At 54.2% G+C, this 12117-nt stretch carries 14 protein-coding genes; 8 read left to right on the top strand and 6 right to left on the bottom strand.

All coding sequences use genetic code 11. The features are described 5' to 3' along the window. Positions 1 to 6: 6 nt before the first annotated feature. Entirely contained in the window at positions 7 to 864 is an 858-nt protein-coding gene (locus Q3H59_RS11175; RefSeq protein WP_192411931.1) for an HlyD family secretion protein, read from the top strand. A gap of 7 nt (positions 865 to 871) precedes the next feature. Next, the gene (locus Q3H59_RS11180; RefSeq protein ID WP_309834838.1) at positions 872 to 2869 is read left to right on the top strand and encodes an FUSC family protein; all 1998 of its coding nucleotides are present in this window, start codon (positions 872 to 874) and stop codon (positions 2867 to 2869) included. Here the strand turns inward: Q3H59_RS11180 and Q3H59_RS11185 are convergent, their stop codons facing one another. The 4 genes from Q3H59_RS11185 to Q3H59_RS11200 form a co-directional block, all read right to left on the bottom strand. Beyond that, the gene (locus tag Q3H59_RS11185) at positions 2870 to 3337 is read right to left on the bottom strand and encodes a hypothetical protein (RefSeq protein ID WP_280172754.1); all 468 of its coding nucleotides are present in this window, start codon (positions 3335 to 3337) and stop codon (positions 2870 to 2872) included. Between the two features lie 130 nt (positions 3338 to 3467). Then, positions 3468 to 3986, bottom strand: a complete 519-nt coding sequence (gene sodC / locus Q3H59_RS11190; RefSeq protein ID WP_101764542.1) for a superoxide dismutase family protein — start codon at positions 3984 to 3986, stop codon at positions 3468 to 3470. Positions 3987 to 4066: 80 nt separating this feature from the next. After that, positions 4067 to 4963, bottom strand: a complete 897-nt coding sequence (locus tag Q3H59_RS11195) for an aldo/keto reductase family oxidoreductase (protein WP_309834842.1) — start codon at positions 4961 to 4963, stop codon at positions 4067 to 4069. Positions 4964 to 5034: 71 nt separating this feature from the next. Continuing rightward, the gene (locus Q3H59_RS11200; protein ID WP_008110296.1) at positions 5035 to 5274 is read right to left on the bottom strand and encodes a DUF1289 domain-containing protein; all 240 of its coding nucleotides are present in this window, start codon (positions 5272 to 5274) and stop codon (positions 5035 to 5037) included. Positions 5275 to 5502: 228 nt separating this feature from the next. Between Q3H59_RS11200 and eptA the strand changes: the two genes are divergently transcribed. From eptA to rnt, 5 genes are all read left to right on the top strand, one after another. Next, positions 5503 to 7140: a phosphoethanolamine transferase EptA gene (gene eptA, locus Q3H59_RS11205; RefSeq protein WP_309834845.1), complete on the top strand. Its 1638-nt coding sequence runs from the start codon at positions 5503 to 5505 to the stop codon at positions 7138 to 7140. A gap of 39 nt (positions 7141 to 7179) precedes the next feature. After that, complete coding sequence (locus Q3H59_RS11210) at positions 7180 to 7776, top strand: TetR/AcrR family transcriptional regulator (protein WP_137385683.1); 597 nt, start codon at positions 7180 to 7182, stop codon at positions 7774 to 7776. 49 nt (positions 7777 to 7825) lie between these two features. After that, the gene (locus tag Q3H59_RS11215; RefSeq protein WP_309834848.1) at positions 7826 to 8923 is read left to right on the top strand and encodes an alkene reductase; all 1098 of its coding nucleotides are present in this window, start codon (positions 7826 to 7828) and stop codon (positions 8921 to 8923) included. Between the two features lie 101 nt (positions 8924 to 9024). Then, positions 9025 to 9432 (top strand): lactoylglutathione lyase, encoded by a 408-nt coding sequence (gene gloA / locus Q3H59_RS11220; protein ID WP_007892766.1) that lies wholly within the window; start codon positions 9025 to 9027, stop codon positions 9430 to 9432. A gap of 107 nt (positions 9433 to 9539) precedes the next feature. Next, on the top strand, positions 9540 to 10208 hold the full coding sequence (gene rnt / locus Q3H59_RS11225; protein WP_101764547.1) for a ribonuclease T: 669 nt from the start codon (positions 9540 to 9542) through the stop codon (positions 10206 to 10208). Positions 10209 to 10243: 35 nt separating this feature from the next. On the opposite strand, the gene Q3H59_RS11230 is transcribed toward rnt, so the two are convergent. Then, positions 10244 to 10579 (bottom strand): Grx4 family monothiol glutaredoxin, encoded by a 336-nt coding sequence (locus tag Q3H59_RS11230; RefSeq protein WP_175501675.1) that lies wholly within the window; start codon positions 10577 to 10579, stop codon positions 10244 to 10246. 364 nt (positions 10580 to 10943) lie between these two features. Between Q3H59_RS11230 and Q3H59_RS11235 the strand changes: the two genes are divergently transcribed. After that, a complete protein-coding gene (locus Q3H59_RS11235; protein ID WP_192411937.1) occupies positions 10944 to 11735 on the top strand; it encodes a C40 family peptidase in 792 nt (263 codons plus the stop codon). A gap of 56 nt (positions 11736 to 11791) precedes the next feature. Here Q3H59_RS11235 and Q3H59_RS11240 read toward each other — a convergent pair whose 3' ends face one another. Beyond that, the gene (locus tag Q3H59_RS11240; protein ID WP_007892756.1) at positions 11792 to 11881 is read right to left on the bottom strand and encodes a YnhF family membrane protein; all 90 of its coding nucleotides are present in this window, start codon (positions 11879 to 11881) and stop codon (positions 11792 to 11794) included. Positions 11882 to 12117 lie beyond the last annotated feature (236 nt).

Below are 12117 nucleotides of genomic sequence, written 5' to 3' on the forward strand. Positions count from 1 at the left end.
ATCACTATGAAATTCAACCCTTTTAAGTATTTTTCAACCCTGGTGATTTTTGCGCTGGCCCTGCTTGCCGGATGGTGGATGTGGAATTACTACATGCAATCGCCATGGACGCGTGACGGCAAAGTGCGCGCCGAGCTGGTGGATATCACGCCGGAAGTGTCCGGTCGCATCATCGCTCTGGAAGTGCGCGACAATCAGTTTGTGCATAAAGGCGACGTGCTGCTGAAGCTCGATCCGGTGCCGTGGCAAATTGCGCAGGCCAATGCCGAAGCCCAACTGGCTAAAGCGCAGGCCGATCTGGCCAAAGCGCAGCATGAAGCCAATCGCCGCGCCAGCCTGCCGCGCAACGTCATTTCAGCGGAAGATATGGATGCCGCCCGCTTAACCGCCAATGCTGCCGCAGCGACGGCAAAAGCGGCGCAGGCTAGCCTCGATCAGGCACGCTGGAATCTTGAGCAAACCACCATTACCGCGCCCACCGATGGCTGGATCAGCAACCTGACGCTGCGCACCGGCAACTATGCCAGCGCCGGTACGCCACTGTTTGCGCTGGTCGACAGCCACTCTTACTACGTGATGGGCTATTTCGAAGAGACTAAGCTGCGCCATATTCAGCCCGGCGCAGCCGCGCAAATTGTGTTGTACAGCAACGGCGCACGCTTGCAGGGTACAGTGGAAAGTATCGGACGCGCCATTTATGACCAAAGCGTCGCCAGCGATGGCGGGCTGGTGCCGGATATCAAGCCTAACGTGCCGTGGGTGCGCCTGGCGCAGCGCGTGCCGGTGCGTATTCGCTTAGACGCGTTGCCGGAAGGCGTGCCGCTGGTGGCGGGCACCACCTGCACCATCTCCATCGCCCACTGAGGTTGTGATGAATTTTCAGTGGCTGGCCTGGCAAAATCTGCCATGGATAAAAGCAAGTTGGGGCGAGTGGCGCTACGCGCTGCGTAATGGCATCGCGATGTGTCTCGCCTTGACCATCGCCTATGCGCTGCAACTCGATCAACCTTACTGGGCCATGACCTCGGCGGCGGTGGTGAGTTTTCCCACCGTCGGCGGCGCCATCAGTAAAAGTCTGGGGCGCATCGTTGGCAGTTTGCTCGGTGCCAGCGCCGCGCTGCTGATCGCCGGACACACGCTGAACGAACCCTGGCTGTTTGCCTTTTTCATGGCCGGGTGGCTGGCGTTCTGTACCTGGATCGCCAATCACTACCAAAATAACGTGGCCTACGCGTTTTCGCTGGCGGGTTATACCGCCGCCATCATCGCTTTTAGCAGCGTCAACATCACCGATGTCACTCAGCTGTGGGATATCGCCCAAGCGCGCGTGTGCGAAGTGATCTCCGGCATCCTGTGTGCCGGATTGATGATGATGATTCTGCCCAGCACCTCAGATGGCAACGCGCTGATGAGTTCACTGCGTCAGATGCACGCGCGTTTGCTGGATCATGCGGTGTTATTACTGCAGCAAAGCAGCACTGATAACGTGCGCACCGCACATGAGAATGTCATTAGCCAGATTCTCACCATGAACCTGCTGCGCATTCAGGCGTTCTGGAGCCACTATCGCTTCCGCCGCCAGAACAACGTGCTGAACTATGTGCTGCACCAGCAGTTGCGTCTCACCAGCGTACTCTCCAGCCTGCGCCGCATGTTGCTGAATTGGCCCGATGCGCCACCCGAACTTTACGACGCCGTGGCCAAACTGTTGCAGGAACTGGCGCAGCCTCAGTGCGACAAATACCGTTTGGCGCTGATTCTGCGTGGCATCACGCCATCAGCAACCGGTGATTACCGTCAACGCGCCTTCGTCCAGCGACTGCGTTATTTCTGCTGGGTGTATCTCAATGTGAATCGCTGGATTCGCCTGATTGAACGCGCCGATGCCGATACCCGTTTTCAGCCACCGTATGCGCCCTCGCTGGCGCGCGAAAGCGACAGTGCTGAAGCCGGCTGGAGCGCGCTGCGCACCTTCAGCGTCATCATGCTGGGCTGCGCCTTTTGGATCACCACGCAATGGGATTCCGGTGCCGCCGCCCTGACGCTTACCGCCATCGCCTGCGTGCTTTACTCCTCCGCGCCCTCGCCCAGTGGCAGCGTCTCGCTGTTGCTGAAAACCTTGCTGTGGCTGTCGCTGTTTAGTTTTGTGCTGCAGTTCGGTTTGATGGTGCAAATCAGCGCGCTGTGGCAGTTTTTACTGGTGCTATTCCCGCTGCTGCTCACCTTGCAGTTGTTCAAACTGCAGCAGAAGAAACGCGCCGGGATGTGGGGGCAATTCATTGTTTTTATGGGATCCTTTATCGCCGTCACCAATCCGCCGGACTGGGATTATCAAAGCTTCCTCAATGACAATATCGCCAAGGTGTGCGGCGTAATGCTGGCGTGGCTGGCGTTTCAGGTGCTGCGTCCCAGTTCCGATGCGCGTCGCAGTCGTCGGCATATTCGTGCCCTGCGCCATGCGTTTCTCGATCAGCTTCGCCGCCATCCGCGCCTGAGCGAAAGCCACTTCGAATCACAGATTTATCATCATATTAGCCAGCTCAGTAACAGTCGTGACGAGCAAGCGCGCGTCTGGCTGCTGCGCTGGGGCGTGGTGTTACTGAACTGTTCCCACATTGTCTGGCAGCTGCGCGAATGGCAGCCGACGTCGGCTACGCTCAGGCAAATGCGTGATAGCAGCCTGCAGGATCTGCAACGAATTATAAGTCTGCGCGGCGTGCATCACACCGCGCTGCAGGCCACGCTGGATGAGCTGGAAACCCTGATTGAGCAACTGCAGCAACAGGAGAGCGAAGCCAATACGCTGGCGGGCATTTTGTGGCGCCTGCGCTGCTCACTGGCCCAGTTAGCGCAGGCGGTACCGGATTGATTACTGGCAATATTGCGTGGTCTGACGATTAAAATCATCCTGCAACTGCTGCAGCGATTTCTGTCCTTCAAAGCGGGTTTTATCCTGATCGGACATCGGTTCAATTACCAGCGCCTTCTCTTCTGAAGAGTAGATAAAGCGGCGATACAAGGTGGTGCCGGTGAAACTTTTGCCCTGAATACCGCCGCACACCACTGTCATCGCATGACGATAAGTTTCGCTGTGGGTGAAGTTGGTTTCGGTGGCGCTGCGCAAGACATTTTCGCAGCCATTGGCTTCGAGCCGATGAAGGGTGTGCTGGGTCAGCCATTCACGGCCACGCGCAATTTTCTCACAGCCGACGCGCAGCGGATTGGTATCAATGGTGCGTTGCAGTTGTCGACTGGCATCTAAACGCAGCTGTGTGTCGTTGGGTTGATCGCATCCCACCAGCAATAAACATAACAACATTATCCCACGCGCTTTCATTCCTGCCCCTGAAGGTTTTATTCCTGAATCAATATCATAGGATGGAAAAACCACGGAGAGTAGCAAGAAAATGGGTCAACTTTTTTCAGCGTGAGGAAAGGGGGGCGACAAGCTGCTGCCGCCCAAAGCATTAAATTACGCCGCAGGCAAAACGCGCCCCGCCGCCGCCAAGCGGTTGCGGATGGTCGGCATGATTATCGCCGCCCACATGCACCATCAAGGCTTTACCTTTGATTTCACTCAGGGATTTGATGCGTGGCGCAACGACCGGATACGTCGCCTTGCCATCTTCTGTGACAAACAGCGCGGGTAAGTCACCAAGGTGACCATCAGCATACGGGCCAAGATGCTTGCCGGTTTTTTGCGGATCGAGATGTCCGCCCGCCGCACCGGCCGCCACCGTTTTACCGTCCGACTCGCCCGGTTCACAGCTGCCTTTAGCATGGACGTGGAAACCATGAATGCCGGGTTTCAGGCCGCTTAACGCTGGGGTAAATTGCACACCGTATGGCGTTTCGCTAAGCGTGACGGTGCCAATCGCTGCCCCGATGCCTTGCGCCGTGGTTTCATGCAGCGTGACTTCTTCTGACGCCGCCTGCGCACCCGCGGCGCAGGCCAGAGCCAGCATAACAATGAGGGTTTTCTTCATAACGTCTCCTTACGGTTAGATTCCCTCTAAGCCTGGACTGCTTTCATCCAGGCTGCCGTAATTTGACGCAGCTTTACGCTTTAGGGCACATCGTAGCCGATGGCGGCTTTACGGATGCGGAACCATTGCTGGCGATCCAGCGTCAATTGGCACGCGCCAACCGCCTCTTTTACACGTTCGATTTTACCTGATCCAATAATCGGCAGCGGACGGCTTGGCAGCTTCATCACCCATGCATACACCACCTGCTCGATATTGCTGGCGCCGATCTCCTGCTTCACCTGCTCCAGCTCATCGCGCAGCGGCTGATAATGCGGATCGTTAAACAGGCGACCGCCGCCGAGGCATGACCACGCCATCGGGCGAATGCGATTTTGCTGGCACTGGTCAAGCGAGCCATCCAGCAGCGACGTTTGTTCCAGCGGAGAGATCTCCAGTTGATTGGTGACCAGACTGAACGGCAAACGCGATTGCAGCAGCGTTAACTGCGACGCGGTGAAGTTAGAGACGCCAAAATGGCGTACTTTGCCGCTCTGATGCAGCGCCATAAAGGCTTCTGCGATTTCATCCGCGTCCATCAACGGATCCGGGCGATGAATCAATAGCAAATCGAGGTAATCGGTATGGAAATGGCGCAGCGAATTTTCGGCGCTGTGCAGAATGTGGCTGGCTTCGGTGATGTAGTGTCCAATGCGGTGCTCAGGCTTTGCGCGCGTCGCAATGCCGCATTTGGTGACGATTTGCAGCTTCTCACGCAACCCTGGCGCGAGGCGCAGCGCGGCACCAAAGGCGGCTTCACATTGGTAATCGCCGTAGATGTCGGCGTGATCGACGGTGGTGATGCCCAGCGCTAAATGGTGCTCAATAAACTCCACCACCTGCTGCGGCGTCACGCCCCACTCCATTAAACGCCAGTAACCGGCGATCAGCGGTGAAAATGAGGGTCCCTGCGGTGCAATAGCCTGCGCTTGTAACATGGTTAAACTCCCTAAACACGGTTCCAGATGACGAAAGCGGGAGTATAACGGAAAGGCAAATCATCGTTTTCTTAAAACAGTTCCGGTTGTTGTGGATCATGATCTTCATCCACTTTTTGCTGCCGTTGCAGGCGCAAAAAGCGTTGCCGGCACAAGCGAAGCACATCGCGCTTTTGCGCATCGCTGAATTTCATCCAGTTAAAGCGCTCTTCCCGGCTGCGTAAACAGCCACGACAATAGCCACGCGCGTCACTCTGGCAAATACCACGACACGGGCTGGGAACGGGGAAGAACTCGAGTTGCTCGGCCACATCCACTCCGCAATTAACATCTCATATCACATTGATAACAGCTTAATGACATTGTGCAAAGCGTAGACGCCCATTGCGCATAATCAAGCCATTACGGCGTCTGGTTACGCCTGTTTACCAAATAGCCAGCATTTATCGGATTTGGATGGTTTATGTTTACTCTTGGTTAAGGTTTTCCTCAGCTTGTCTTCATACGATTGTCACACGACTTCTTACCGTTGAGTTTTCATGAGATTCCCGACCACCCTGCAGTGCGGCACCAGCGGATTTAACCTTATCGCAGCGCTGTTCTTCGCATTAGTTTTGAATGCCCTGTTCTTGCTGCGTGCCTGGGAAATGATTCCTTACGATCATCCCCACGATTATCTGTTCGCCGCCAGTATTCCGCTGGTGCTGGCCTCGGCTTTCTATTTTATTTTCTCACTTGCTGCCTGGCCTTATCTGCGCAAGCCGTTGCTGATTGTGCTGGTGTTCGTCAGCGCCGCCGCCAATTACTTCATGCACAGTTTTGGCATGGTGATCGACACCAATATGATGCAAAACGTCTTTGAATCCGACCCGCAGGAAGCCTCAGCGTTGTTCAGCAGCCGCTATCTACTCTGGATGCTATTGATGGGAATGGTGCCGGTGGCGTTGATTTGCGGCGTGCGTATTCGTCGTGGACCGCGCTGGTGGTGGAATCTGCTGCAACGCCTGACGGGTGCACTGGGCGCAATATTGGTGATACTGCTGATGGCGGCGCTGTTTTACAAAGATTACGCCTCGCTGATTCGCAATAATAAAAACCTGATCAAGATGATTACTCCGGCCAATATCGTCAGCGGCACCGGCCACTATGTCGATCAACGCTATCTGCAAGGTAGCCAGGCGCTGGTGAAAATCGGTGAAGATGCACACAAAGGTCCGTTAATCTCCACAGCGACTAAAAAAACGCTGGTGGTGTTAGTGGTAGGCGAAACGGCGCGCGCCGAGAACTTCTCGTTGGGTGGTTACGCGCGAGAGACCAATCCAGAATTGAAAAAACAGCAGGTAATTTACTATCCCAACGCCAGTTCCTGTGGCACAGAAACCGCCATTTCGGTGCCCTGTATGTTCTCGAATATGCCTCGCATGCATTACAACGCCAATCTGGCGCACCATCAGGAAGGCGTACTCGACATCCTCGCCCATGCGGGCGTAAGCGTACTGTGGCGCGAAAATGATGGTGGCTGTAAAGGCGCCTGTGACCGCGTGCCGCACACCGATATGACGCAGTGGAAACTGCCGCAATATTGTCACGATGGTTTTTGCCAGGATGAGGTGTTGCTGCATCGTCTTGATAACTATGTTGCCAGCCTGCACAACGACGGCATTATCGTGCTGCATCAGATGGGCAGCCACGGTCCAGCCTATTATCTGCGTTATCCGGCTGAGTTCCGCCGTTTCACGCCCACCTGCGACAGCAAGCAGATTCAGGATTGCGATCATCAGGCGCTGGTGAACACCTACGATAATTCGCTGCTGTATACCGACGACATGCTGAGCCGCACCATCGATAAGCTTAAAGGCCTAAGCGATCGCTTCAATGTGGCGCTGGTTTATCTCTCCGATCATGGCGAATCGCTTGGCGAGAGCGGGATGTATCTGCACGGCGCGCCTTACCTGTTTGCGCCTGCGCAGCAAACACACATTCCTCTGCTGATGTGGATGTCACCGGGATACGCGGCGGCGTACCACATCAATGATACCTGTTTACGCCAGCAAGCGGCTGACGCCAAGGTTTCGCAAGATAATCTTTTCCATACGGTTTTAGGCATGTTCAATATCCAGACGCAGCAGTATCAGCCGCAGCTGGACATGATCAGATCGTGCCAAACTGCCGCCTGAGGGTTGCGTTAGACTGACTGGTCTAATAACCTGCGCCCCATGAATAAGACTCTGCAACGCAACGATACCCGTGAACATCTGCTCGCTATTGGCGAGCAGGTTTGTTTACAGCGCGGCTTTACCGGCATGGGTTTGATCGAGATGCTGGCGCTGGCAGAAGTCACGAAAGGCTCGTTCTACCACTATTTCGGTTCGAAAGAGGCCTTTGGCGTGGCGCTGATTGAGCGCTACTTCAGCCATTTCCAGCAGCAGATTGATCAGCAGTTGAGTCTGCCCGATTTAACGCCGACCGAGCGCCTGTTAGCGCATTTCCGCTATGGCGAACGGCTGTTTATCGAGCAAGGTCATATTGTTGGCTGTCTTGGCGTGAAGTTGTCAGCCGAAGTGTGCGATCTCTCCGAGCCGATGCGCGATGCACTGCAACAGGGTGCCAACGCCATTATCGCTGCCTACACGCGCTGTTTGAATGAGGTGGCGGCTGAGCAGCCGCTGCCGTTTGGGCAAACGCCGCAGCAGCTGGCGCAGCGCTGCTACTTGCTGTGGCTCGGAGCCAGTTTGCAGAGCAAGATTTCCCGAGAGCCGGGCCCGATTAGCCTGGCACTCGACACCATCGAACAGTGGCTGATAAGTCACTGATTTTTAAAACCCCATTTACTAGACGACCGGTCTTCCTGGAGCAATCAATATGGCGAGTAAGCAGCTGTTCTCCCCACTTAAAGTGGGCGCGATTACCGTACCGAACCGCATTTTCATGGCCCCGTTGACGCGTCTGCGCAGCATTGAGCCGGGCGATATCCCTACGCCGCTGATGGCAGAATATTATCAACAGCGCGCCAGTGCCGGTTTGATCATCACCGAAGCCACCCAGATCTCTTTCCAGGCAAAAGGCTATGCCGGTGCGCCAGGTCTGCACACACAGCAGCAAATTGCCGCGTGGAAAATGATTAACGAAGGCATTCATGCCGCCAACGGTCACAGCGCTGTACAACTGTGGCACACCGGCCGCATTTCTCATCACAGCGTGCAGCCAGAAGGCAAAGCGCCGGTCGCCCCATCCCCACTAGCGGCAGGTACGCGCACGTCCCTGCGCGCCGCGGATGGTTCTGTTTATCGTGAAGACACCTCCGTACCACGCGAGTTGTCAGTGGCTGAAATTCAGCAAATCGTAAAAGATTTTGGTCAGGCCGCTGCTAATGCGCGCGAAGCCGATTTCGACCTGCTGGAGCTGCACTCCGCGCACGGCTATCTGATGCACCAGTTCCTCGCACCAGGTTCAAACCAGCGTAGCGATGAGTACGGCGGTTCGATTGAAAAGCGTGGCCGTTTCGCGCTGGAAGTGGTGGATGCGGCGATCGCCAACTGGTCTGCCGATCGTATTGGTATCCGCGTTTCGCCAATCGGTGCTTTCCAGAATCTGGACAATGGCCCGGAAGAAGAAAAAGCGGCGCTGTGGTATATCGCCGAGCTGGGCAAACGCGGCATCGCCTATCTGCACCTTTCTGAGCCAGACTGGGCAGGCGGACAGCCTTACAGCGATGCATTCCGTGAAAAAGTGCGTGCACTGTTCCCTGGCGTAATCATCGGTGCCGGTGCTTACACCGTTGAGAAAGCCGACGATCTGATTGCGCGTGGCCTGATTGACGCCGTGGCCTTTGGTCGCGACTTTATCGCCAACCCGGATCTGGTTGCCCGTCTGCAGCAGGATGCGCCACTCAATCCGCAGCGTCCTGAGAGTTTTTACGGTGGCGGCGCGGAAGGTTATACCGATTATCCAACCCTGTAAGAAAATGGCTGCCGCGGCGGATAGGCGGCAGCGTTATTTCATCAGTGTGTATACTAAGTTGCTTGTCATGCACTGATGACGTTTTAAAAAAAGAGGATGTTATGCGTTTACTTCACACCATGTTACGCGTTGGCGATTTACAACGTTCAATCGATTTCTACACCCGCGTGCTCGGCATGCGCGTACTGCGTCAAAGCGAAAACACCGAGTATAAGTACACCCTAGCATTCGTTGGCTACACCGAAGAGAGCGAGGGCGCGGTGATTGAGCTGACTTACAACTGGGGCGTGGATAAATACGATCTCGGCAACGCTTACGGCCATATCGCGCTGGGCGTGGACAATGTCGCTGACACCTGCGAACGCATTCGCAGCGCGGGCGGCAACGTAACGCGTGAAGCGGGCCCGGTAAAAGGCGGTTCGACTATTATTGCGTTTGTTGAAGATCCAGACGGTTACAAAATCGAGCTGATTGAAAACAAACATGCCGGTCACGGCTTAGGCAACTAAGGTTGCTCGTCAGCCTGCTATTTGCAGGCTGACTTCCCTCTCCTGCTGCACCCTCCTGCGATTTTTGCCATAATGCGCGCTGCCCTATTTATTGCCATGAGATCCTGATGTCTGAATCGAACGCTTTAAACGCTCTCCACCAACGCTTCCGCGGTTTTTATCCTGTTGTGATCGACGTTGAAACCGCGGGTTTCAATGCACAAACCGATGCACTGCTGGAAATTGCAGCCACCACGCTGAAAATGGATGAAGACGGCTGGTTGCACCGCGATGAAACGCTGCACTTCCATGTGGAACCGTTTGAAGGCGCCATTCTGAATCCTGCGGCGCTGGCGTTTACCGGCATCGACCCCACCAATCCGCTGCGCGGTGCGGTAAGTGAATATGAAGCCCTGCACGCGATTTTTAAAATGGTGCGCAAAGGCACCAAAGATAGCGGCTGCAATCGCGCCATTATCGTGGCGCACAATGCCACTTTCGATCTCAACTTCGTGATGGCGGCCGCCGAGCGCGCCAGCCTGAAGCGCAATCCGTTCCACCCGTTTGCCACTTTTGATACCGCGGCACTGAGCGGTTTAGTGCTGGGGCAAACCGTGTTGGCGAAAGCCTGTAAAGCGGCGGGAATGGAGTTTGATAGCACGCAGGCGCATTCGGCGCTGTATGACACCGAGCAAACCGCGACGCTGTTCTGTGAGTTGGTAAACCGCTGGAAACGCCTGGGCGGCTGGCCGCTGGCTTTCAGTGAAGAATCCGCAGACGAGGCGTCTGCCGAGTAACTAAAGAAAAGGCCGACATGTGTCGGCCTTCTGCATTATTCCGCTTCTTTATACTTCTCAGCGGTCTCTTTCAGCAGTGGCTGAAGTTCACCGCGCTGGAACATCTCAACGATGATGTCGCAGCCGCCGACCAGTTCACCGTCGACCCACAGCTGCGGGAAGGTTGGCCAGTTAGCGTATTTCGGCATTTCAGCGCGAATATCCGGGTTCTGCAGAATATCCACGTAAGCGAAACGCTCGCCACACGCAGAAAGCGCCTGCACGGCTTGCGCCGAAAAACCACAGCTTGGCAGCTTTGGCGAACCTTTCATGTACAGCAGAATCGGGTTTTCTGCGATCTGACGCTGAATTTTTTCAACAGTACTCATTATTGCCTTCCTTAATCTTCTACTTCGTGTTTGTTTATTGTAGCGATTTCGCTCCCGGACTGAAAACGGGATTTTGCGTTTGCACTGGCTAATCGCCATGTTTGTTAAGTTAACGCATGACAAATAACATTTTCATATCATTAATTGGCATTAATAAATTAATAATTAGCAATAATTTCGCTGTGTTAACCAGCTGAAATCGCTCATTTTTGCTACAGAATCAATCTGGTAACATATTAATAGAAAAAGGCCTTACCTTTTGTAAAAAAAGTGGATTAGAATTGCCTCGGCGCTGGTCACTTGATCAGATTTCTCTCACTTTTCCGCAGTCTGCTTTGATTCAGCCTGCTTAACCTGTAACCGGATTATGCGTCTACTAATTACGCTTTTCATACTGGCTTTAGCCCAACTGTTCTTTAATGTGGCCGCTGCATCTCCGCATGCGCCCGTTAACGCCAGTTCGCTTAAAGCAGAGAAAAAGAGCGCACGTGAAGACGAGCGCCGCAAACGACGTCCGGTGAAGACCACCACCAAAAAATCGCGCCTGACTGCTGTTCAAAAATTCAAACTCAAAAAACAGAGCAAAACAGAAACCGCGCTGCACAAAACCACCAGCAAAAAATCCCCGTTAAAACTTTCTGCTAAGAAATACGGTCATCAACGTTTAGCGAAGAAAACGCCAGAGATCGCCGTCAATGATGAAGCCTTAGCGCTGACCGGCATCAAAATGAGTAAAGCGCACCGCCAGCGTTATCAAAAAGCGCGTGAAACGGCGATGACCAAATTAATGGGTCAACTCGGCAAACCTTATCAGTGGGGCGGCGCTTCGCCACACACTGGTTTCGATTGCAGCGGCCTGGTATGGTACGCCTATAAAGATCTGGTGAAATTCAAACTGCCACGCACCGCCAATGAGATGTATCACCTGCGTGATGCGGCACCGATTAAGCGTGAAATGCTGGAGAAAGGCGATCTGGTGTTCTTCCGCATCAACAATCGCGGTACCGCCGACCATGTGGGCGTTTATCTTGGCAATGGTAAATTCATTCAGTCGCCGCGTACCGGCAAAGATATTCAGATTAGCGCATTGGGTGAGGATTACTGGCAGAAACACTATGTGGGCGCGCGTCGTATGATGACGCCAAAAACCATTCGCTAGTTGTTGCGCAACAGACATAAAAAAGCCGGATGCTGTTCTCAGCTCCGGCTTTTTTGTTAATGCATGATCGCGGTAAAGCTGAAGGCGATAATCATCAACAGTGCGCCAACAGTGGTCATTAGCGCCAGCTTCAGGTCGGTATTCATCACAACTCCTTAGTCACACAATTATTAGGGTTAAGACGATTTTCGCATAGCAATAGGCAAAAATCTCGTGTTATCCGCGCCAGCTTGCTAGAATCGCCGCCTTTCGTTGCGCAACAGATTTTGCGCAGGCTGTATTTACAGCGTGATGAAGTGATTTCGCCTGCTAGAACATACCGTTTTGCCCGCTTTTTTGGGCTGTAAAAGCATTAGCAGACGCAAACGTTTAACAATATACT

The sequence above is a fragment of the Pantoea sp. SORGH_AS_0659 genome (genome assembly GCF_031453915.1).
GTDB lineage: Bacteria > Pseudomonadota > Gammaproteobacteria > Enterobacterales > Enterobacteriaceae > Pantoea > Pantoea leporis.